21 protein-coding genes and 1 riboswitch are annotated in these 22,407 nt (G+C 63.0%); of the genes, 8 read left to right on the top strand and 13 right to left on the bottom strand.

Translation table 11 applies throughout. The annotated features are described in order from the left end of the window. Positions 1 to 87: 87 nt before the first annotated feature. A riboswitch (cobalamin riboswitch) is annotated at positions 88 to 289 on the top strand. Positions 290 to 384: 95 nt separating this feature from the next. From ACZ0AI_RS17915 to cobM, 4 genes are all read left to right on the top strand, one after another. Beyond that, on the top strand, positions 385 to 570 hold the full coding sequence (locus ACZ0AI_RS17915; protein ID WP_463563029.1) for a CbtB domain-containing protein: 186 nt from the start codon (positions 385 to 387) through the stop codon (positions 568 to 570). A gap of 10 nt (positions 571 to 580) precedes the next feature. After that, a complete protein-coding gene (locus ACZ0AI_RS17910; RefSeq protein ID WP_463565966.1) occupies positions 581 to 1,300 on the top strand; it encodes a CbtA family protein in 720 nt (239 codons plus the stop codon). Then, a complete protein-coding gene (locus ACZ0AI_RS17905; protein ID WP_463563028.1) occupies positions 1,297 to 1,704 on the top strand; it encodes a cobalamin biosynthesis protein in 408 nt (135 codons plus the stop codon). Before ACZ0AI_RS17910 ends, ACZ0AI_RS17905 begins: the two co-directional genes overlap by 4 nt. A 147-nt stretch (positions 1,705 to 1,851) precedes the next feature. Next, a complete protein-coding gene (cobM, locus tag ACZ0AI_RS17900) occupies positions 1,852 to 2,625 on the top strand; it encodes a precorrin-4 C(11)-methyltransferase (RefSeq protein WP_463563027.1) in 774 nt (257 codons plus the stop codon). Here the strand turns inward: cobM and ACZ0AI_RS17895 are convergent. Both ACZ0AI_RS17895 and ACZ0AI_RS17890 read right to left on the bottom strand, forming a co-directional pair. Then, on the bottom strand, positions 2,588 to 2,902 hold the full coding sequence (locus ACZ0AI_RS17895) for a hypothetical protein (protein ID WP_463563026.1): 315 nt from the start codon (positions 2,900 to 2,902) through the stop codon (positions 2,588 to 2,590). The genes cobM and ACZ0AI_RS17895 overlap by 38 nt on opposite strands. Position 2,903: 1 nt before the next feature. Then, positions 2,904 to 5,627 (bottom strand): PAS domain-containing sensor histidine kinase, encoded by a 2,724-nt coding sequence (locus ACZ0AI_RS17890; RefSeq protein ID WP_463563025.1) that lies wholly within the window; start codon positions 5,625 to 5,627, stop codon positions 2,904 to 2,906. A gap of 103 nt (positions 5,628 to 5,730) precedes the next feature. Here ACZ0AI_RS17890 and ACZ0AI_RS17885 point away from each other — a divergent pair, with 103 nt between their 5' ends. Together ACZ0AI_RS17885 and ACZ0AI_RS17880 are read left to right on the top strand one after the other, a co-directional pair. After that, positions 5,731 to 6,204, top strand: a complete 474-nt coding sequence (locus tag ACZ0AI_RS17885) for a prepilin peptidase (RefSeq protein WP_463563024.1) — start codon at positions 5,731 to 5,733, stop codon at positions 6,202 to 6,204. Between the two features lie 184 nt (positions 6,205 to 6,388). Then, entirely contained in the window at positions 6,389 to 7,108 is a 720-nt protein-coding gene (locus tag ACZ0AI_RS17880; RefSeq protein ID WP_463563023.1) for a response regulator transcription factor, read from the top strand. 122 nt (positions 7,109 to 7,230) lie between these two features. Here the strand turns inward: ACZ0AI_RS17880 and ACZ0AI_RS17875 are convergent, their stop codons facing one another. From ACZ0AI_RS17875 to cpaB, 8 genes are read right to left on the bottom strand one after another with little or no spacing between them, the layout of a single operon-like run. Continuing rightward, positions 7,231 to 7,512, bottom strand: a complete 282-nt coding sequence (locus ACZ0AI_RS17875) for a DUF3613 domain-containing protein (protein ID WP_463563022.1) — start codon at positions 7,510 to 7,512, stop codon at positions 7,231 to 7,233. Between the two features lie 47 nt (positions 7,513 to 7,559). Further along, complete coding sequence (locus ACZ0AI_RS17870; RefSeq protein ID WP_463563021.1) at positions 7,560 to 9,131, bottom strand: tetratricopeptide repeat protein; 1,572 nt, start codon at positions 9,129 to 9,131, stop codon at positions 7,560 to 7,562. Further along, positions 9,128 to 10,018: a type II secretion system F family protein gene (locus ACZ0AI_RS17865; RefSeq protein ID WP_463563020.1), complete on the bottom strand. Its 891-nt coding sequence runs from the start codon at positions 10,016 to 10,018 to the stop codon at positions 9,128 to 9,130. Before ACZ0AI_RS17865 ends, ACZ0AI_RS17870 begins: the two co-directional genes overlap by 4 nt. Beyond that, a complete protein-coding gene (locus ACZ0AI_RS17860; protein ID WP_225836898.1) occupies positions 10,018 to 10,899 on the bottom strand; it encodes a type II secretion system F family protein in 882 nt (293 codons plus the stop codon). Before ACZ0AI_RS17860 ends, ACZ0AI_RS17865 begins: the two co-directional genes overlap by 1 nt. A gap of 32 nt (positions 10,900 to 10,931) precedes the next feature. Further along, positions 10,932 to 12,173, bottom strand: coding sequence for a CpaF family protein (locus tag ACZ0AI_RS17855; protein ID WP_463563019.1), 1,242 nt, complete (start codon positions 12,171 to 12,173; stop codon positions 10,932 to 10,934). Continuing rightward, positions 12,170 to 13,339: a pilus assembly protein gene (locus ACZ0AI_RS17850; protein ID WP_463563018.1), complete on the bottom strand. Its 1,170-nt coding sequence runs from the start codon at positions 13,337 to 13,339 to the stop codon at positions 12,170 to 12,172. Before ACZ0AI_RS17850 ends, ACZ0AI_RS17855 begins: the two co-directional genes overlap by 4 nt. 9 nt (positions 13,340 to 13,348) lie before the next feature. Continuing rightward, the gene (locus ACZ0AI_RS17845; protein WP_463563017.1) at positions 13,349 to 14,596 is read right to left on the bottom strand and encodes a type II and III secretion system protein family protein; all 1,248 of its coding nucleotides are present in this window, start codon (positions 14,594 to 14,596) and stop codon (positions 13,349 to 13,351) included. Positions 14,597 to 14,614: 18 nt separating this feature from the next. Further along, complete coding sequence (gene cpaB, locus ACZ0AI_RS17840) at positions 14,615 to 15,571, bottom strand: Flp pilus assembly protein CpaB (RefSeq protein WP_463563016.1); 957 nt, start codon at positions 15,569 to 15,571, stop codon at positions 14,615 to 14,617. Between the two features lie 394 nt (positions 15,572 to 15,965). On the opposite strand from cpaB, the gene ACZ0AI_RS17835 reads away from it, so the two are divergent. Both ACZ0AI_RS17835 and ACZ0AI_RS17830 read left to right on the top strand, forming a co-directional pair. After that, the gene (locus tag ACZ0AI_RS17835; RefSeq protein WP_463563015.1) at positions 15,966 to 16,172 is read left to right on the top strand and encodes a Flp family type IVb pilin; all 207 of its coding nucleotides are present in this window, start codon (positions 15,966 to 15,968) and stop codon (positions 16,170 to 16,172) included. 62 nt (positions 16,173 to 16,234) lie between these two features. Then, on the top strand, positions 16,235 to 16,624 hold the full coding sequence (locus tag ACZ0AI_RS17830; protein ID WP_463563014.1) for a response regulator: 390 nt from the start codon (positions 16,235 to 16,237) through the stop codon (positions 16,622 to 16,624). 85 nt (positions 16,625 to 16,709) lie between these two features. Here ACZ0AI_RS17830 and ACZ0AI_RS17825 read toward each other — a convergent pair whose 3' ends face one another. From ACZ0AI_RS17825 to ACZ0AI_RS17815, 3 genes are read right to left on the bottom strand one after another with little or no spacing between them, the layout of a single operon-like run. Further along, positions 16,710 to 18,080 (bottom strand): TolC family protein, encoded by a 1,371-nt coding sequence (locus ACZ0AI_RS17825; protein ID WP_463563013.1) that lies wholly within the window; start codon positions 18,078 to 18,080, stop codon positions 16,710 to 16,712. After that, positions 18,077 to 21,160 (bottom strand): efflux RND transporter permease subunit, encoded by a 3,084-nt coding sequence (locus ACZ0AI_RS17820; RefSeq protein WP_463565965.1) that lies wholly within the window; start codon positions 21,158 to 21,160, stop codon positions 18,077 to 18,079. The genes ACZ0AI_RS17825 and ACZ0AI_RS17820 overlap by 4 nt, the downstream gene beginning before the upstream one ends. Beyond that, positions 21,160 to 22,293, bottom strand: coding sequence for an efflux RND transporter periplasmic adaptor subunit (locus tag ACZ0AI_RS17815; protein WP_463563012.1), 1,134 nt, complete (start codon positions 22,291 to 22,293; stop codon positions 21,160 to 21,162). Before ACZ0AI_RS17815 ends, ACZ0AI_RS17820 begins: the two co-directional genes overlap by 1 nt. Positions 22,294 to 22,407: the final 114 nt, after the last annotated feature.

Genomic DNA, 22,407 nt, shown 5'->3' with positions numbered 1-22,407 from the left:
TACTTGAATGACCTCCGGGCAACGCACCACGCAAGCTCTTACCCACAAATGGCGTAACATATTGACGCATCTGCCGCTTCATGGTGTTCTTGCGCAGTTGTTTCAGGTGTCTCACGCCGCCGTGCGTGAGGTGAAACGGGAAGCCGGTTCGAGTCCGGCGCTGCCCCCGCAACGGTAAGCGAATGTCAGGATCGTTTTGGCCACTGTGCGAGAGCATGGGAAGGCCGATCCTTATCACTGCCCAGTGATCATCGTGAGCCCGGAGACCGGCCTGAATCCTCTGTTTGGCAACCCGCGGTGGGCGGGCACGCGCCGACTATCGCCCGCCTGTGCGGGCAGTCTCGCCGTGTCCTGCTGTGCCGTTTACCCCTGAGGTCTACGATCATGTCCAGCAGCGTCCTTTCGAATTCCACCGCCTCTGCGCGTCCCTTGTCGCAACGTATCTTGCTCGCCGTTGGCAGCTGCGTTCTGGGCGCCGTGCTGATCTTCTTCGCCGGCTTTTCCCACGTAGAAGCCCTGCATAACGCCGCCCACGATACCCGGCATAGCGCCGCGTTTCCGTGCCACTGAGGACGCCATGATGATCAAGCGCATCGCCCAGACTGCCGGCTTCGCCGGCCTGCTCGCCGCCATCGTGCTGACCTTGTTGCAGAGCCTGTGGGTAACCCCACTGATCCTGCACGCGGAAACGTTCGAAGTCGCCGAGCCCGCCGCCATTATTGAACATAACCACGACACCGCCAGCTCCGCTCACGACCATGAAGCCGCAGGCGGTCACGGCCACGATGGTGAAGCCTGGGCACCCGAAGACGGCTGGCAACGGCTGTTATCCACAGGCTTGAGCAATCTGGTGGTGGGCGTGGGCTTCGCACTGATGCTCGCTGGCCTGTTCACCCTGCGCGCCCCCGAAAAAACCTGGCAGGGCCTGCTCTGGGGGCTGGCCGGTTTCGCCACCTTCGTGCTCGCGCCCTCGAGCGGCTTGCCGCCGGAGCTGCCAGGTACCGCCGCGGCCGAGCTGCTACTGCGCCAGTACTGGTGGATCGGCACCGCTGCTTCGACCGCTGCAGGCCTGGCGCTGCTGGCATTTGGCGGCAACTGGATGCTGCGCATACTGGGCCTGGTGATTCTGGCGCTGCCCCATGTGATTGGCGCACCGCAGCCTGAGGTGCATGAAAGCCTGGCACCCGAAGCGCTGGAGCACGAATTCATCCTTGCCTCGCTGCTCACCAACGCTGCGTTCTGGGCTGCTCTGGGGCTGGCTGCCGCCTGGTTCCATGACCGCACTCGACACGCAGAATGAACGAGCGCCCTACCCTCGTCGCTGGCCTGGGTTGCCGGCGCGGGTGTTCGCTGAGCGAGCTGCTGGCATTGCTCGACGATACGCTGGCCGAGCATGGCTCGAGCACTGCCAAGCTGACAGCCCTGGCCAGCAGCGAACACAAGGCTGACGAGCCCGGATTGCTGCAGTTGGCCGAGCATCTGGGCCTGCCCATCAGCTTCATGCCCGCGGATGCGCTGACGGGTTACCATGAGCGCCTGAGCCAGACCTCGGCTATTGCCCTGCACGTTACCGGCAGCCCGAGCGTTGCAGAAGCCAGCGCGTTGGCCCTGGCCGAACGCCTCGGTGGTCGAACCGCACGCCTGTGGATAACCAAGCGCAAGAGCGCCACTGCCACGCTGGCTATCGCAGACATCGAACCTTAGAAACGCCGTTACTGTAGGAGCGTCGACCTCGGCGCGAAAGAATTGCAGCCTCGCCGCGAAACGGCATCGCTCACGCCATTCGCCGCGGGGTCGCGGCTCCTACAGCAGCAGGCCTCCACCATTTGCCGCTTGCAGCCCAGGAATCCCATGACCGTCTATTTCATCGGCGCCGGCCCCGGCGACCCCGAGCTGATCACCGTGAAAGGCCAACGTCTGATTCGTTCCTGCCCCGTAATTCTCTACGCCGGTTCCCTGGTGCCCGAAGCGCTGCTCGAAGGCCATCAGGCCAGCCTGGTGGTGAACACCGCCGAACTGCATCTCGATGAAATCATCGCCCTGCTGCACGCCGCCCACGGGCGCGGCGAGAATGTGGCACGGGTACATTCCGGTGATCCATCGCTGTACGGCGCCATCGGTGAGCAGATTCGTCATCTGCGCGCCCTGGGCATCCCTTTCGAGATCATCCCGGGGGTCACCGCGACGGCAGCCTGCGCCGCCCTGCTGGAAAGCGAGCTGACGCTGCCGGATGTTTCGCAAACACTGATCCTCACCCGCTACGCCAGCAAATCACCGATGCCCGAGGGCGAGCAGCTGCATGATCTGGCTCGGCACGCCGCGACCATGGCCATCCACCTGGGTGTGCAGCACCTGGCGAAGATCGTCGGCGAGCTGCTGCCGCACTATGGCGCCAGTTGCCCGATCGCGGTGGTGCATCGCGCCAGCTGGCCGGACCAGGACTGGGTGCTCGGCACCCTCGCCGATATCGAAGAGAAGGTCAGCGCCAAGGGCTTTCGTCGCACCGCGCTGATTCTGGTCGGCAGGGTATTGGGCGCCGAGGACTTCGCCGATTCGGCGCTGTACCACGAGAGCCATCGCCACCTATTCAGGGCAGGCGTTGCAGACGATACAGACTCTCGCTGACCTTGCCGTGATTGTCGGCAATGACGATCTGCGCGCCCCGCTGGGCGAGGCGCCCGTTGAGATCGCTGGCGTACAGGCGCTGCAGAAAGATCGGATAATCGAGCGCGCTTTGGATGACCACTTGTTCGCCCAACCAGGCATGCAGCGCCGGCAGATGGAAACTCCAGCAGCCCTCACGGCAGTCGAAGCCCGCGTCGCGCAGTTGCTCGATCAGCGTCTGATCGCCACTCAGCACACCGTCACAACAGCGGTACAACGCACCCACCCAGTCGCTCATGTCAGGTGGCGACCACCGGCAGCTCGATACGGAAGCAGGCACCGCCGTCCTGATTGGTCACGCTGAGCTTGCCCCCCATCTGGTTGACCAGCCCGTAGCTGACCGACAGCCCCAGTCCAGTGCCCTTGCCCACCGGCTTGGTGGTGAAGAACGGATCGAAGACCCGATCCAGCAGCAGCGGGTCGATACCGCCCGCATTGTCCTGAACCTGCACCACCACCTTATCCTCACTGAGCTCGCTGCGCAGATGGATATGTGGCTCCAGTTCGGGCTGTTTTTCCCGCGCGCTGAGCAGTGCATCCTTGGCATTGACCAGCAGGTTGATGATGACCTGCTCGAGCTGGTCGGCATGCCCACGCACCTGTGGAGAACCGCAGAGGTCGAGGGTCAGGTCGATGTCGCGGGCGAGCTCACCTTCGCGGATCAGCGTCAGGGCGCCCTCGATGGCCTCGTCGGGGCTGAACAGATCGTCCTCGACCTCGGAGCGCCGCCCGAAGATGCGCATGTGATTGACGATCTTCGCCGCCCGGGTGATCTGCTGTTCGATGCGCCCCAGCTTGTTCTTCAGATAATCGGGGTTGGCAGAACCGTTTTCCACACCCTTCAAGGTGTTGGTCAGGGCGATGCGCATGACGTTCAGCGGCTGGTTGATCTCGTGGGCCAGCCCGGTGGCCATCTCGCCCAGCACCGCCATCTTGGCGCTCTGGTTGAGCATCTGCCGGGCCTTCTGCAATTCCGTGTCGTCGCGCCCGACGGCCTGTACTTCGAGCAGTTTGCCGTGCTCGTCGAACACCGCACGCTCGGCCAGTACCCACCAGATATGTTCACGCCCCGGCAGGTTCATGCGCACCAGTGCGGTGGAGACCGGCTCGGCGGGCGTCAGTTGCCGATGGCGCTCGCGGAACTGGGTCAGCTCTTGGGCCGACAGATAGGTCGCCAGGCTGGTACCCGGCAGGTTTTCCTGACGGATGCCCAGATACTGCGCCAACGGTCGGTTGGCGTAGACCAGCGTGAGATCAGGCCGATAGCGGCAGATGATCGCCGGCGAGTCTTCCACCAGGATGCGATAGCGCTCCTCGCTCTCGCGAATCCGCTCGGCGGCCTGGGCGGCCTCGGTCACGTCCAGGCACAGGCCGACCGCTTCCACGGGAATACCGCGCTCATCACGCAGCAGCTTGGCTTCATCCTGCAGCCAGTGGTAGCGACCCTCGCGGTCGATCAGCCGGTAGCGACAACTGGCGGCGCCCTGGCTGAGCAGCGTGCGGGTGTGGGCGAAATAAATGTCACGGTCATCGGGGTGGATGAAGTCGGCCATGCTGCGCTGCACGAAATCCTCCAGTGTCCAGCCCAGCAGGGCGCTGCTGCTATCACTGCAGAACACCGGCACGAAGGCGCCCTCTTCATAGCGATTCACGTAGATCAGCGCCGGCGCGCTGGCGACCAGGCTCTTCAGGCGCGTGGTCGCCGCATCGGCTTCGACCTCCTTGAGCTTCATGTCGTTGATGTCCAGCACCGCGCCGACGATGCGCCGCTGGCCGTTGGCATTGAGGATCCGCGTGTGGATGCGGAACCAGCACAGCTCCTCGGCGGCGTCACGCAGACGCACCACCTGTTCGAAGGCACGACCGCTCATCTCGGCATCGCCCAGGCGGATGCGGAATTCGTCGCGGTCGGCCGGGTTGAGCAGCTCCAGCCAGTCAGCCAGGGTCACCGCCTGGCGCGGATCGAAGCCGAAGCGCTGCATCAGGCTGGGGGCCAGCAAAAACGCCCCACTGCGCGGCATGTATTCCCACCAGCCGGTGCCGAGCAGATTCTGCAGGATATCTACACGCTCGACGTGCACCCGCCGGCTCTGCTCATCGAGGCGTTGCAACAGAGGCGCGGCGACATTGGAAAACAGATCCAGCCAATCACGGGTATTGAGCTCGGGCATGCTCTGGTGGGCGATGTAAGGCGAGCACAGCAGCCAGGCACGGATACCCTGATGATCGGCGTAGGGCACCAGCCAGACAGAATCAGCGGCGTGCCATTCGGTGACATCCACGCCACCTCGCAACCACTGTACGGGCTGGTCGCCAGCGTACTGCTGCAACTCGCGGGGCAGGTGCTGACCGTCTTCCCAGAACACCGGCGTCAGCGCGTCGCGGTAATGCCCGACGATCTGCCAGCCGCCCCGCTGCGCGTCCGGCAGGGCCAGCGCCGTGCAGGCCAGCCGCAAGGCCTGGGCCATCGCGCCCAGCCACTCGTGGGCATGGCGGGGAAATTCGACCCGGTCGGCACCCCGTATGCTCTGCGCCACGCTGCTGATTTGCGAGAACACCTGCAGACGCTGTTCGCAGGCTTGCAAGCGGGCCAGAAAGTCGCCGATCTCGAAGGCCTGCAGCGACCAGCCCTGCACTTCAGCCTTGAGCCAGCCACGGGTATGCAGAATGCTGCCGTCACGGGTGACGAAGGAAAGATCGAGCATCTGTTGCACGAAGGCCGCCAGATCCGTCACCAGATAGCGACTCTGACCGTGCAGCAACTGCTCCAGCGGCAGCACCTGGGAAACCGCGATTGGCAGGCGGTACGAGAGACTACCGGAGACCTCGAATACGCGCCCGAGGGCGTCGATGGAAAGATTCAGACACGGGCTATTGGCGGAAACCGCTGCGGGTGCAACAGCCGCCTCCGGCGCCGCCTGCGCTTCGGGGTCACGCTTGAACCAATCCTTGAATACTTGCATTGTCCGGCCCACCTACCATGATTAGCGCCGCAGACGGATCGAAATATCCGTCGATATGATCGGGCTACCTCGCCCCTACTGAACCCGGACACCCAGCGCATCCATGGCCTATATCGTATTGCTCTGCTGGCTTGGCGCCTGCGCGTTTCAGGACGCTCAACACCGCAAGATCGCCAACCTGCTGACCCTGGGCGGTCTCTGCGTCGCCCTGGCCTACCTGCTGTGGTCAGGCAGCAGCCTGACCGGTGCCAGCCCGCCAGTGGTAGTGCTGGCCATCGGTATCGCGTGCCTGCTGTCGCTGCCCGGCTACCTGAGTAGGCAAATGGGTGCTGCAGACGTGAAAATGCTCGTGGCTCTGGGTGCCGCCAGCGATGCCGCACATGTACTGTTCAGTGTGATCGGTGCCGCCCTCGTGCTGATCATCTGGGTCACGCTGGTGCGCATCTGGCCTGATATCCGCCTGGCACTTCCAAAACGCCTGGTCGCGCTAAGAACAACCAACGCCAAAGCCCCCCCCTATGCACCCTTTCTGTGCTTGGGATTTGCACTTACAGCATTGTGGTTTATAGCCAAATAAACGGTGTCATAAACCCGGCAACTTGCAGCGGAGCATAACGAAAAATATCGACCTGCCCCATAGCAAAAAACTGATAACCGCTGTTAATCACAACAGCCTCGGCTGCATAGCTTTGACTATAACTTAGGGCATAGCTATCCTGATTTTCTAATATCAATCATCCGTCTCCCTATAGAGTCTTTGCATGGAAAGCTCCTATCCCTTACGGATAATGATAGTCGACGACGAACCGGCCATTGTCGAGGAGCTCGCGGAGTTTCTCGAGCAACTCGGTTATGGTGTTACGGCGTGCCATTGTGCAGAGGATGCATTACAGGCGTTCCAGCAGGATGAACATATCGGTATCGTACTCAGCGATATGCACATGCCCGGGCTGACCGGGGTTCAACTGGTGGGTGAGCTGGCCCGTATTACACGCACTGGGCGGCTCTACGAAACGGCTATCTTTACCGGCAGTACCGACAAGCAGGACGTCATCCTGGCCTTGCGCGCCGGGGTTTCCGACTACTACCAGAAACCAGTGGATCTGGAAGAGCTGGGGGCCAGCGTGAAGCGCTTGCATGAGCGCGTCGAGCAACGAATCAAGGAACAGCAGATTCGTCAGCGCATTCAGGATCTGGCTGCATCGCTGCACGAGATGCACAGCGACCTATTGCCAACGCCAATAAAGAACGTCGCGCAAATGACCGTGGCAGCGGATGTTATTCCCGAGCCTTTCGACAAACTATCGAGAAGGCAGTTGGCGGTCGCGCAATTGATCGCCAAAGGGATGACTAATTACCAGATCTCCTGCGAATTGGGCATTACCGAAAACACCGTAAAACTTTATGTCTCCCAGATATTGAGACTGACGCGCGTGCACAACCGCACACAACTGGCGCTGTCCTATCCTTCCCATGGGTAAACTTTGTAAGCGTTTTGTATAGTGTTTCTCTTGAAATTTATACAGACGCCGCAGTTTTGACGACTCTTTCACACCGACAACAAGTCCGTACAACGACATTGATACACTATTCAGCCAATGTTTTATTCTTCACCAAATTTCCCCCCTACATCCTGCTCGAAGAACTCCGGGATAGGGTGCTTATGGCTCTCCAGCCAGCGCTGCAACGCCAACTCTCGCTCGGCGGGTGTCGATGTCTGGGGATGGGAAGACGCCAGGCGCCCTTCTCGCTGCAGCCGCAGCCAGTGGGCTGTCTGCGTCTCTACCTCACTGCCAACCAAGCCACCCGCTCCTCCCTCGCCAGCAGCCTGGCTAACCAGCGGTAGGCATGCCAGCAGCGCAACGCCAATGATCATCCCCTTCATGGTGCTCTCCCTCTAGCGCAGTTGCGCCGTGGCTGGTGGGTGTCCGATCAGCGCTGATTGGCCACTGTGTCGCCCTGTAGCTCGCTAACAGGCTCGATGCGGATGAAGCCCCCGTCGTCAGGCACGATCAGACGGCCTGGACGCATCTCGATCTTTGCCCGCACCTGATTGGCAGGTGTGGCGGCCGGTGCGGAAGTCGGTGCGGAAGCGAAAATGCTCGCTGGCGCAGCCGAAGCGACGGCCTCCAGCGGAGCACGTACCACCGGCGCGGCAGCCACTGCAGGCGCAGCCGGTTGGCTGACCACCACCGGAGCAGCGACAACCTGGGGCGTCGCCGCTGGGGTCGGTGCTGCGCTAGCCACGGCTGCACGCGTAGCGACAGGTGTCGGCGCGACGGCAGGCGCCTGGGCCACGATCACAGGAGCAGCGGCCGGCGCAGGGGCGGCGGCCGGCGCAGGCGCCGTCGGCTGGCTGACCACCACCGGAGCAGCGGCCACCTGGCGCGGCGGCGCCGGAATCGGCGCTGCGCTAGCCAAGACGGTACGCGTAACGGCAGGTGCCGGCTCTGCGGCTGGCGCTCTGGCCACGACCACGGGAGCAACGGCTGGCGCTGGAGCTGCTGGCGACCTCACGGCGCTGGCAACGGAAAGCGGTACCACCGGAACCGGACGGAAATTGGATAGCTGCGGCGCCGGAACGGCTGGCGGGCGTGGCGCATCGGCTGGTGCCGAGCTCGCGACCGCCGGCTGAGCAACTGGCTGCGGCACTATCGGCTTCTCGGCTGCCTTTGCAACAGGTGCGGCAACGACAGAGGCAACCGGCTGCGGCGCCGGAGCCGGCCGCGTATCGGCTGGCTTCGGCGCCGGAGTCGCAGCAGCAGGCGAACTCTGCTGAGCACGCGGGGCTGGTGTCGGGCCGCCGGGTTGCGGCGCAGCGGCACCCGCTACACCGATCTGGCTGCGCAATGCCTGGGCACGCTGTTCGGCTGTGCGGAACTCGCTGGCAGAAAAGCCCATGCGCTCGGCCAGTGCGCTGGCCTGCGGCAGGTTGCCCTGGAAAATCAGCAGGGTCAGCAAATTCAGTGCCGGCTGCTTCTCCGTCTCATTGAGCTCCAGTGCGGTCAGCAATTCGAAGCGCGCTTCATCCATACGACCGAGATTCATGTACACCACGCCCAGGTCGTTGCGGATGGTATCGCTGGTCGGATCGAGATTGGCCGCCAGGCGCAGATGAGTCAGTGCTTCCTCGTAACGGCCCTGAGCACTGGCGAGCTGGCCCAGGCCGTGTTCACCCTGAGCCTTGAGGCAGGTACCGAGCAGGCTGGTGTAAAGCTCCTGAGCTTCCGGGCGGTTCAGCGAGCGCAGAATGCGCGCCTTGTACAAGTTCGCCTGGGGCAGACCGCTGGGCAGGCGCTCCAGATTGGCTAATGCCGCGTGTAGACGCCCTTCATCGGCGGTTTTCTGCGCCAGATTGAGGGCCAGCTCCTGATCCTGGGACAGCGGTGCACAGCTCATCGGGGTCGCTGTGCCCCTGCTCATCAACCAGGGGGACTGGGCCGGGCTGCTCGCGCAACCAGCCAACAGTCCCACCACCCCTACCACGCTCACTACACGCTTCATCTCAACTCCCCCAGAGCCCCGACGATCGCGATAAATCCGGGCCCCGCCAATACGATCAACAATGCCGGGAACAGGAAGATCATCATGACCACGGACATCTTCCCGGACAATTTGGAAACTCTTTCTTCGAGAGCCGTATGATGCCGATCATCGATCAGCTCCTTGAGCCGCAGCAACGAGGCCATGGCTCCGCCGCCCTGGACGATAAGCTGTTCGAGGATCACTACGCAATCGGTGACCTCGTAGACTTCCAGCAGGGCCGCCATGTCACGCAATTCACGGCCCAATTCGAGCCCCGCATCGACCCGCGCCAGCACCTGGCGCAACTCTGCGCTGAGGTTCGGCAGGATGCCCTCGGACTCCTTGGCGAGAACCCGCAACCCCTGCTCCACGGTCATGCCGACATCGAACAGGATGCGCAGCAAGGGAATGAACGTCGTCACCTCTTCAGCCAACTGCTCCTGTCGACGCCTGGCCGCCATGGCCAGCCAGCGCTTGGGGATCAGGTAACCGATACCGAGCGCGAAAACCGGCGCCAGCCAGATCGGTTGCGGCGCCTTGTTCAAGAGTAGCTGGACGATCACTACCAACATCAGCAATACGATCGGCGTGCCCAACTGGATGGCCGAGAACATCGATTGCTGACTGCGTTTGCGCCAGCCCAGGCGATTGAGCAACTGCACCGTTTCGCTATCCATGCTCAGGGTACGCCGGCCCAGCGAGCTGCCGCCGATGCCGCGCATCATGCCGCCACCGGAAACCCGCGATACGCTGCCCATGCGCTGGCTGAATTGCCGCCGGGCACGCAGATCGCCATAGGCCAGGTAGATGAACAGTAGTGCGAGCAGCAACTGCAGCAACGCACTGAGCAGCAGAAGACCACCCATCACAGGCTCCTCAGCATGCGCCACAGCGAGAAGCTGCCAAGTGCCTGCAGCACGAATGCCAACAGCAGCACCATGCGCCCCGTGGACTCCTGCCACATGCCCAGCATGAATTGCGGGTTGGTGACGAAGATGTAGCAGGCCAGCGCCAGCGGCAGGCCGCCCATCACATAGGCGCTGATGCGAGTTTCGCCGGTCAGCGCGCGCAGTTTGCGAGCGCTCTGCTCGCGCTCGCGGATCAACCGGATCAGGTTGTTCAGCAGCTCGGTGCTGTTACCGCCATAACGCTGATTGACCCTGACCCCAAGTGCCAGTACCTGGAATTCATCACGCTCGTAGAGATCGGCGAAATCCTGCAGGGCATCGCCCAGACCCATGCCGCGCTGCACGTTACGGCGGGTACGGGCCATCGCCTCGCGCAGGGGTTCGGGCGCGGTCTCCATGGCCAGCATCAGCGCGTCGCCAAGCGCGCGCCCGGACTTAAGGCTGCGAATCACGTGGTCAAGAAAGATCGGCAGTTGCTCGATCATGCGCTGTACTCGGCGGCGATAACGCAATGCAATGAACAGGTGCCCGAGCACCAGTGGTAGCAACAGCATGACCAGCAGGCCCAGCCAATGGCCGACAATCAACCCCATCAAGGCGCCAAGCAACCAGATGAACAGCCACAAGCCGAGGCCCTTGCGTGGCTTGCTGAAACCGGCACGCAGAAACAACTTATCCACATGCCCGATGGACACCACCCCCAGAGGCTCCGGCTGATCCATCAGCAAGCGCTGGATCACCTGCTCGGAAGCGGCCTGCTCACGGCTTCTGCGCAGCATCAGCAGGCCCGCCCCGAGCAAGATCAGGCAGATCACCCCCAGCAGCATCGATGCGTTCATTCAAGGTCTCCTTGGCGCCTGGGCCGCCTCGCTCAGTCGCGGCGCATCTTGTGGCCAGCCGGGTTCGGCGCATCGCGGCAGAAGGTGCCGGCGCCACTGCGATCGAGTCGGAACAGCGTGTTAGTGACGTACTGATCCTCGCGCAGACCGAGCACCTCGACCACCTCACTGATGCAGCGACGACCATCCGGTAGACGGGTCAGTTGAATCACCACATCCAGCGCTGCGCAGATCATCTGCCGCAGAGTACGCTCGGCCATCGTGGCGCCGGAGAAGCCCACCAGGGTTTCCAGACGCAGCAGTGCATCCTGGGCATTGTTGGCGTGCACGGTACTCATGGAGCCGTCGTGACCGGTGTTCATCGCGGTCAGCACGTCGAGCACCTCGACGCCGCGAACCTCGCCGAGCACGATGCGATCCGGGCGCATACGCAGGGCGTTACGCACCAGCTCACGGGCGCCCACTTCGCCATAACCTTCGGCATTCGGTGGCCGGGTTTCCAGACGCACCACGTGATCGTGATTGAGCCCCAGCTCGGCGGTGTCTTCGATGGTGACGATACGTTCGCGCGGGTCGATCATCTGGCTCAGCATGTTCAGCAGGGTGGTCTTGCCGGTTCCGGTACCGCCACTGACCATGATGTTGCAGCGGCGCCTGACCATCAGTTCCAGGCAACTGAGCATGGCCTGATCCAGCGAGTTGCTGGCCAGCAGGTCGGCGCTGCGCAGCATGTCCTTGCGAAACTTGCGCACCGAGATGCAGGGGCCGTCCAGGGCCACCGGCGGGATGATCGCGTTGATGCGGCTGCCATCTGGCATGCGCGCATCGACCATCGGCGAAGATTCGTCGAGCCGCCGCCCCACCGGGGCCAGAATGCGCTGGATGACCCGCAGCACGTGCTGATCGTCGATGAAACGCAGGTCACTGAGCTGCAGCACCCCGCCGCGCTCGATGAATACCCGGTGCGGCCCGTTGACCAGAATCTCGGTCACACCTTCGTCCTTGAGAAGAATCTCCAGCGGGCCGAAACCGGTCAGTTCGTCCACCAGCTCCTCGGCGAGACGATCCACCTCATAGCGGGAGATGGCGATCTGCCGACGGCTGACATAGTCACTGACCTGCTCGCTGACGAAGCTCGCCAACGAGGTGCGAGTCCCTTCGAGCAGATTTTCGCCCTTCTCTTCCAGAGCATCGATCAGGTAACGGTGCAACACCGGCTTGAGATCCTGCACACCGACGCGCGCACCATCGCCACCGAACGGACCAATCGTCATGAGCCGACCCTCAACAAGCGTTGCCACCAGCGACCGGAGCCACCCTGCTTGTGCTCGACCACGCCGTTAGCGAGCGCCAGCAGCCCCTGCGTGAGGCCATCACGCGGGGCGAACTCGTACAGTGGCACGCCCTGATTCTTGGCCTTGAGGCGAGTGACCGGGCTCAGCGGCAGGCCAGCCTCGAGGGGCAACGCAAAGGTTCTGCTCAACTCCTGCAGGCCAGGTGCCACACTCGGTTGGTAGCGGTCGACCAGCAGCCGTGCATGGTCGAGCTTGATGCCCTTGCCACGCCAGAGCGCCAACAGAGCCAGGTTACGGCGGCAGTTGGGCACGCTCTGATCGACGCACCAGAACAGTCGCTGAGCGTGAGTAGCGAAGGAGCGCAGACCATCGCAGTCAGGCTGACCGCAGAGATTCACCACCACGTGCTGAAAATGCTGACGCAAACTGCCCAGCAGCAGAAACAGCTCGCCAAGACTGAAGCGTTCGAGGGCATCGTCATCCGGCCCATGGGGCAACACGCGCAGGCCGTCGGGGTGCCGGGCGAAGGCGCTTTCGATCAGGTTCGAATCGAGACGGCGGATATTGCGCAACGCATCGCCAAAGCAGAACGACGACTCCAGCCCGAACAGCTCCAGGCTCTCTCCTCTCGGCACTCCAAGATCGACGAACAGCGTGCGCTGGCCGCGGGCCTGAACCTGCAGCGCCAGGTGCACGGCCAGCAGTGCGGCATCGGCATCCGGTTGCAGGCCGCACAACAACGTCAGTTCGCCCTGGTCACGGGACGGCGGCAATTGCGGCAGGCGCTGCGTCAGACGGCGAACCAGCCCCAGCACCTCACTGCTGCGTGAACCATAGGCGATGAAATCACGGGCACCGGCGCGCATGGCGTTGAGCACCAGTTGGTTATCCAGGCCATCGCCCAAGGCCACCACCACGACCATCGGCCGTACGTCGAGCAACGACTCGATCAACGCGCTTTGGGCCGTCTGCCCTTCGCGACTGAGGCCGACGAACACCAGGCAGCTGCCGGTCATGTCCATCAGCCCGAGCACCTCATCGAGCGTCTCGCCGACGTTGAGTACCTGCCCCTGGCCAGCCAAAGCGGCCTGCAACCATTCGAGATCCTGCTTGCGGCGGGTTTGTGCGAGAAAAATCTGTTCCATGCGTACTCCCTAACGCGACAGGCCGTCAGCCCGATGAAAGTCGCCGTTCTCGAGGAACAGTTGCCGGAACACACCCGGGTCGTAGTTACGGAACTGCTCACCCGGCAATTCCGGTAGCTGGGCATTAGCCGCCATCGGTTGCACCAGCCGCGGGGTGACCACCATCAGCAATTCACGCTCCTCGCGTTCGATTCGCGAGGAACGAAAGAACGCGCCGAGCACGGGCACGTCGCCGAGAAAAGGCAACTTCTCCACAGTCGAGGAGCTGTTAGTCGAGATCAGACCGCTGATGATGAAGCTCTCGCCATCGGCCAGGGAAACGCTGGTATCGGTGCGCCGCACGTTCAGCGCAGGCACCTGCGTACCGGCGATGGTGATGCCGGCGGTGAAGTCTAATTCGCTGACCTCGGGGGCGACCTTGAGGCTGATACGGTTGCGCCCGACCACGGTTGGCGTGAGCGTCAGACGCACGCCGAACTCCTTGTACTCGATGGACAGCGAATCGCTGCCGCTGCTGGGTACCGGTATGGGAAATTCGCCACCGGCGAGAAAGCTTGCGCTCTGACCACTGAGAGAAACCAGGCTGGGACGAGCAAGGGTGTAGGCGAAGCCACTGTTCTCCAGCGCATCCAGCCCCAGCAGAAACTTGCTGCTGCCACCGCCCCAGACAATATTGAAACCGTCGCGCGACAGCGGGAAAGCAGCGCCAGGCCCCACACCACCGACACCGCCTACGGGCACCGTCGCCGGCCCGGTACCAGGAGCGCCGATCAGGAAGTTGTTCGAGGCCGTACCGAAGATGCGCAGCCCTACTTCACGCAGCTTACTGCGCCTGACCTCGACGAAGCGGATATCGGTCTGCACCTGGCTCGGCACGATGTCCTCACCGTAAAGCACCGCCGGCTCGGCGAGCGCAGCGGTAGCGGCGCCCTGCACCACGACCATGCTCTGCCTGGGCTCGAGGTCGCAACGCGTCCATACCATCAGGCTGGTGGTGCCGCCACGCTTGCCCAGCAACAGAAAGCTATCCTTGGTATTGAGGCTCACATCGGCGACCTCCGGATCGGCAATGGCCAGGCGCGTGATCGGTACCGGAAAGCGCAGCTCGCGCTGCATGCCCTGTGTCACTTCCATTACCGCCGGCACCGGCTCGAGGCCTGCGCAGGAAGCGAACACCCCGGATGGCAGGCCCAACAACGCTCCCACCAGGCAAAACACCAGGCGCGAGCGGCGCGGACTACGGTTGGCATCGTTCATGGCTGGAATCCTTGCCGGTCAGGGAGTTTGCCGAGTGGCGTCATTGCCGCGATACACCGGGATGCTGGCAGGCGTGGATACCTGCTGTACCACCACGCCTGGCTGCGGTTGAGGCGCAGCGCCACCTAACGCCAGCTTCTCGAACTGGAACAGTTGCCGTTGCGCCTCGGCGATAGCGGCCTTCGGCTCGTCGCCCGCGTAGTAACCCGCGAGCAGGTTTTCATCCGCGCTGCGCACGGCCAGGCGCAGGCTGCCGACCTGAGTGGCCAGCATGAAGCGCGTCAGCAGAACGTCGGGAACGGCCAGAACGGCGGTGGTAGGTGAACGACGCCGACGACGCTCTTCCTCCGCGTCCGCGGGCAATTGCGCCGCCTCTCCCTGATTGGTTGCCCCAAGGGCACCACCTACACTCAGCAGCCGCAGTGCTGGTATCAGTACCTGGGCGGTCTGATCACGATTGTTTTCGTCCTGGCGCAGATACAGCAGCACGTCCACATAATCACCGGGACTCAGGTGCCCACCGCCGCCAATAACTTCATCCACTGCGACGGCAATGGCTCGCTCCTCCGGGCGAATCATCCGTGCCAGCGGGCCGCCCATCTCGAACGTCGCCTGATTCACAACCGTACCGGCCGTGGTGTTCCGCCAGAGCGTACGGCCCAGCAACTCCTCCGGTTTGGCGAAACTTCCCGGCGGGGCGATGCGCAGGCGCTCCACGGCGAGATCGTCACGCGTGATGGGAGTCAGCGCCTGTACATCACGAGCGAGCACCACCACGCTGGTGCGTTGCTGCTCGTCTACCTGAGCCTGTAGTTCGCTGCTCACCTGTCCTGCCGGGGTAGGGGTAGCAGGAGACACCACGGGCGCCGATGCCGGTTGCACGGGCTCACGGCTCAGGGTCAGCCCCCAATACCCCGTGACCACGGCTCCGACCAGCAGCACGCCAGCCAGCACCAGCGTCAATCGGCTATTCATGACAGCACACTCCTTGTAGCCATAGAACTGCAAGACCTCGGCACAACGCGATGTTCATGCTGAATAACGATAGGCGGGTAAATGGAACCGTGTTGAGTATCGGCAACGCGGCTTTTCACTTTAATAAGATTTTCCGGAAACTTATCGCGAATCCAGCCATCAATAATTCATGCCGTTCGTCGCTGCATAGTAGTCAGAGCGCTGACGCTTACACAATAGCGCTTCATAACTAGTGCCTTAAGCATTGAATTTATTAGCGCTTATAGTTGTGATTAATACTTTCTATATAATACCAAGGTGAGTTTGCGAACTGCCGCACACCGTTTCTACACTTCCCCTTGCAAGCCCCATCTACAGGCACCCCTGCCTGCATGGCTACAGAGGAAGTACGAACATGTTCACACTCATTATCCTGCGCGAAAAAATTCGCGAGTTCTTCGCCAAAGAAGACGGCGCGTCGGCTATTGAATATTCAATTATTGCGGCGTTGATCGCCGTGGTTATTATCGCGACTGTCACCAGTGTCGGCACCGAAGTGAATAGCGTATTCCAATCCATCGCCGATGCTTTGACAGAGGCAAGAACACCTAGCACGCCTTAATAAACGTAAATAATTTCGAGCACGGATAGTTGGCAATATCGACCTACGGAAGGTCTCTATATATGCGTCAACATATATTACTAGTCGATGATGAAACCGAAGCCCTCGAAGAACTTGGCGAGTTGCTCGAGGGTGAAGGTTTCCATTGTCACTGCGCCAATAGTGTCAGTGGTGCGATGTTATGCCTGGATACCTGGCCTGCCATCGCACTGGTGATCACTGATCTGCGCATGCCCGACGAGAGTGGGCTGCGTCTTATCCAGAATCTGCGCGCCAACCCCAAGCATGCGACCTTGCCGATTATCGTCATGTCCGGTCATGCGGATATGAACGACGTAATTGGGCTTTTACCCCTGCAGGTGGTCGACTTCCTACCTAAACCCATCTACCAGGAGCGCTTGATCGAAGTGCTCAATCAGCGTTTTCCGATCTCCCAGGCGGTCAATTCCTGAGTGTCACAGAAAGGTGTTCACCTTTAAGCTTTGCTAGCCGTGACCACCCCTATCGTTCCCACACCCTCTCAATGACACAGCTCGCTCAATTCGGAGTCTGTGCAGGCTCGCCTGACGAGCCTGCCGGCTGCGCAGGTGCCAGCCCTAGCGTGCGGTAGATCTCCACCCATCGCAGCGCTACATCAGTGAAGGCGCGCTGCTGTTCGAGCTCTGTGTCGAACTGGGTGCGTTCGGCATCCAGCACTTCGATAAGGGACACAGTACCGGCGTCGTACTGCCGTTGCGCCAAAGCCGTGGCGTTGGCCGCGGAACGGCTGGCCGTGTCCAACAGGCGCTGACGGTCGAGCCCCTGAACATAGGCGCTGATCGCACTGCGGGTTTCTCGCAGTGCCTGAATCAGGCTCGCCTGATAGCCCAGCCAGGCCTGCTCGCGCAGCGCGTCGCCAGCTTCGATACCGCCGCGAATACGGCCGAAGTCGAACAGCGGTTGCAGGGCCTGTCCGCTGAGCGTCCAGGCCGGCACGCCAATACCCTGCTCGAAACCCACCAGTGCGCCCAGGGTCAGCTGTGGATAACGCAGTGCCTTGGCGGCATCCAGGCTACTGTCGGCAGCCAGCAATCGTAGCTCGGCGGCGCGCACGTCAGCGCGGGCACGCAGGCTGCTCGCCGGCAGCTCCAGCAATGGCAGCAGGCGCTCGTCACGGGGCGCCAGCGGGGTGGCCTGCTCGGCCAGCAGCGCATCGATGCCCGCCTGCTCGGCGTTGAGCAGATAGGCAAGCGAATAGCGCGCCGCTTCAGCGCGCTGACGCGCTTCCGGGATTGCCGCTCGGGTAACGGCAAGCTGGGTATCGAGACGCTCGACATCGAAGCCACTGGCAGTGCCCTGATCGAAGCGTATGCGGGTGATCCTGGCGATCTGCGCCTGGCTGTCGGCGGCACGCCCCGCTATCTCCACCTCACGCTGGGCCAGGCGATAGTTCAGATAAGTACCTGCCACCTCGGCGATCAGGCTGACGCGCAGCGCCTGATAGTCGGCGTCCGCCGCCTGCAGATTGGCATCGGCGGCGCGCTCAAGAGCGCCCAGGCGACCGAATAGATCAGCCTCCCAGCTCAGGTCGAGACCATAGAAATAGTCCTCGTCGTGGCCATCGCTAGCGCTACGACCCTTCTCGTGGCTGCCGGTAATGCTCAGGTTCGGATAACGATTGCCGGTGGCCTGACGACGTAGCGCACGCTGCTCGCGGATGCGCTGTGTTGCGGTGGCCAGATCCAGGTTGTCGCGCAGCGCCAGCTCCACGAGTTGATCGAGGGCAGGATCCTGCAGGCTCTGCCACCAGGCTTGCGGCAGAGCTGCCACTGCCACTGCCTCTGCCGGCAAGGGCGAAGGCGGCAACGGTTCACGGCTGCTGCAAGCCACGAGTGACAGACAGACGAAGACCAGCAGCAGCGGCCTCATGGCGCGAGCTCCTGGTGTTGGGCAACCGGCTCACGTCGTCTGGCCAGGTGGCGATCCATCATCAGGTAGACCACGGGCGTGGTCAGCAGGGTCAGTATCTGGCTGAACAGCAGGCCACCGACTACGGCAACGCCCAGCGGCTCACGCAGCTCGGCACCCGTACCGAATGCCAGCATCAGCGGCACCGCCCCGAACATCGCCGCCAGTGTGGTCATCAGGATGGGCCGGAAGCGCGCCATGCACGCCTGGTGAATCGCCTCTCGCGGCGGCATGCCCTGGCGCTGGGCCTGCAGCGCGAAATCGACCAGCAGGATGCCGTTCTTCTTGACGATGCCGATCAGCAGAATCAGGCCGATCAACGCCATGATGGAAAAATCCAGGCCCCACAACCAGAGCAGCAGCAAGGCGCCGATGCCCGCCGAAGGAATGGTCGACAGGATGGTCAGCGGATGCACCAGGCTCTCATAGAGCACGCCGAGAATGATGTACACCGCGACCAGCGCCGCGAGGATCAGCCAGGGCTGCGAGGCCAGGGTCTGCTGAAACGCCTGGGCAGCACCGCTGAAGCGCCCGCCGATGCTGGCCGGCATGCCGATGTCCTGCTCGATCTGACGGAGCACCGCCACCGCGTCACCAAGGGCGACGCCGGGCGCCAGGTTGAACGACAGGTTCGCCGACGGCAGCATGCCGCTGTGGTTGATGCTCACCGGCGCCGGCTTGGCCGGCAATATCCGCACGAAGGTGCTCAGTGGCACCAACTGCCCGGTTGCCGGCGAACGCAGCTGGAAAAGCTCCAGGCTCTGCACCCGCTGGCGCTGGCTGCTGCTCAGCTCCAGCACCACCTGGTACTGGTTGGAAGCGGTCTGGATTTCGTTGATTCGGCGCTGGCCGAAGGCGTCATACAGCGCCTCATCGACATCCGCTGCCGAGAAGCCATAGCGCGAGGCCGCCTCGCGGTCGATCTGCACGGGCGTTACCGAGGCGTCGAACTGTAGGTCGTTGTTGACGTCGCGAAACAGCGAGTGATCCTGCAGCCTTTCGGTGAGGCGTGGCGTCCAGGTGGCCAGCTCTTCCAGCGATCGGCTGCGCAATACGTATTGATACTGAGCCCGCGAGGCGCGCGAGCCGAGGTTGATGTCTTGGGCGGCGCGCAGGGTCACGCGCAGATCGGGGATGGCGGCGAACTGCGGGCGCAGCCGGTCGATGATCTGCTCGACACTGACGTCGCGATCATCCGGGTCGCTGAGCACCACGGCGAGGCCGCCGACGCTGTAGCTGCCGTCGTTACCGATATCGGTATTGAAGGCGACGATGTCGGGGTCGTTGCGCAAGATCTCCACCAGTTGCCGGTTCTTGGTGCGCATCGCCTCATAGGAAATGTCCGCCGAGGCCTGCACGGTGCCATTCATGAAGCCGGTGTCCTGCAGCGGAAAGAAGCCTTTGGGCATCAGCGCGAAGCCACCCACGCTGATGGCGATGCAGGCGAAGAACACCGTCAGGATGCTGCGTGGATGATCCAGCGCCCAGACCAGTACGCGCTCGTAACCGCCGAGCGCGCGGCGCATTGTCGGCCCCGGGCCGCCATGGTTGGCCAGCGGGCGCATGCACAGTGCGGCCAGGGCGGGCGCCAGGGTCAGGCAGATGACCACGGAAATCATGATCGCCGAGGTAGCCGCCAGGGCGAACTCGCGAAACAGCCGACCCACGTAGCCACTCATGAAGAACAGCGGAATGAACACCGCCACCAGTGACAGGCTGATAGAAATCACCGTGAAGCCGATCTCGCGCACGCCATCGAGCGCCGCCTGCACCCGGCCGACGCCGCGCTCCAGATGCCTGTGGATATTCTCCACGACGACAATGGCGTCATCGACGATGAAACCCACGGCGACGATGATCGCCACCAGCGTCAGGTTGTTGAGCGACAGCCCGAACGCCAGCATGGCAGCGCAGGAACCGATCACCGAGGTGGCCAGCACGGCGAACACCACCAGGGTCGCCGACCACTGCCGCAGGAACAGCGCCATGATGCCGATCACCAGCGCCACGGCGATCAGCAGGGTCAGCTCGGCCTCGTGCAGCGAGGCCCGGATGGTGCGGGTGCGGTCGTTGAGCACCTTGACCTCGAGATCGGCCGGCAGGCCGGCAGTCAGCTCCGGTAGCGCAGCCGTCACCGCATCGACGGTGGCGACGATATTGGCCCCCGGCTGTCGGCGGATGACCACCGCGACTCCCGGTTTACCGTCCGGCGAGGCCTGGGTATAGGCGTTTTCCGCGCCGGCTACCACGCTCGCTACATCACCCAGGCGCACCGCAGCGCCGTTGCGGTAGGCGACGATCAGCTCGGCGTAATCATTGGCTTCGAACAGTTGGCCATTGCTGTCCAAGGTCGACAGCCGATGCTCGCCGACCAGCGCCCCCGTAGGCCGATTACCGCTGGCGCGCTGCACCGCAGCACGAATGTCGGCCAGAGTGACGCCGGCCGCCACCAGTCGCTCGGGCCGCGCCTGGATGCGGATCGCCGGGCGCTGCAGGCCGTTGAGACGGATCATCCCGACGCCTTCGATCTGGCTCAGTTGGCGGGCGATGGACGACTCGGCCAGATCGCTGACTTCGTAGGGCGAGAGCGTATCGGAGCTGACCGAAAGGATCAGGATCGGCGTATCAGCCGGGTTGATCTTGCGCCACACCGGCAACTCCGGCAGCTGGCTTGGCAGGCGTGACGAAGCGGCGTTGATCGCGGCCTGGACTTCCTGGGCAGCGGCGTCGATGTCTTTGTCTAGATTGAACTGCAGGATCAGCTCGACCCGGCCCAGCGAGCTGGTCGAGGTCATGTCGTCGACGCCAGGGATAGCGCTGAGCTGCACTTCCAGTGGCGTGGCGACCGAGGAAGCCATGGTTTCGGCGCTGGCACCGGGCATCTGTGCGGAGATCTCGATGGTCGGCGCATCCACCTCCGGCAGCGGCGCCAGGGGCAGGCGCACGAAGGCGATGATGCCGCCGAGAATCAGCGCCAGGGACAACAGAATCATGCCGATAGGATGAGCGATGCACAGCGCGTAGAACCCGCGCGGCTGCATCAAGGTGCCTCTCCGGGCGCGACGGGTACCGGCTCGATGCTCCTGACGGTGACGCCCGGGCGCAGCCGCGACTGGCCATCGGTGACGATCCGATCACCGGCGGCCAGCCCTTCGACCACCGCGCGCTGCTCGTCTTCGTGCAGCACCTTCACCGCCGCCGGTTGCACCGTATCGCCCTCGACACGCCACACGAAGGTGCCCTCGGTACGCTGACGAATCGCTTCCAGCGGTACCGACAGGGCCTGGGCGAGCAGATCGGTCTGCAGGGTGACCACCACCGACTGATCAGGCCAGAGCTGCTCACTGGCGTTATCGAAGCGTGCCTTGAAGCGCAGGGTGCCGGTATCCAGCGCAACGCGGTTGTCGATCAGCGCCAGTTGCCCGGTGCCGAGCAGCGTGCCGCCATCCTCACGGAACGCCTGCACCGGGGTTTTATCGGCGGCCGCGAGCAAGCGCTGCAGCTCGGGCAGGCGCCGCTGGGGCAGGGTCGCCTCGATATCGATGGGGTTGGTCTGCACCACCGAGAACAGGCTGGCGGTGTCATTGGCCCTGAGCAGGCTGCCGACATCCACATTGCGAATACCAAGGCGGCCATCGATGGGCGACTCGATGCGCGTATAGGAGAGCTGCACCTGAGCGGCAGTCACCGCCGCTTCGCGGGTCGCCAGGGTGGCCTGCAGGCGTGCTACCAGTGCTTTCTGTTGATCCAAGGTCTGCGCCGGTGAGGCACGCTCGCGCACCAGATTCGCGTAGCGCTGCAGATCGAGCCGGGCGATATCCAGCTCCGCACGGGTCACGCCACGCTCGGCCTCCGCCTGTTGCAGAGCGGCGCGCAGGCTGCGGTCATCGAGGCGCGCCAGCAGCTCGCCCTTGCGCACCTGCTGCCCTTCGGAAACGGGCAGTTCGACCAGGGTGGCATCGATTTGCGCGCGAATTTCCACGCTGTTCAGCGCCCGCACACGCCCCAGCGTTCGCAGCAGCACCGGGATATCGCCAGGCACCACTTCATGGAGCACCACCGGTACGGCAGTGGGCGCGTTGTCGACGGCAGGTTGCGGCGCACGCAGCCAGTACAGCAATGCGCCGAGCAACACCAAGGAGATGACCACCAGCAAGGGACGAGAGAGGGGCATGCCGTTTCTTCAGCGGGAAAGTTGGAGCGGCAGCGGAAATGGCGATCTACTTCGATCGTCTGCCGGCACGCTAGGGCTCAGGCTGTTTTAACGGATTTCCTTGATGAATTCGCC

The organism is Pseudomonas sp. AC355, assembly GCF_979258205.1.
This window is presented reverse-complemented; position numbering and strand designations above follow the sequence as displayed.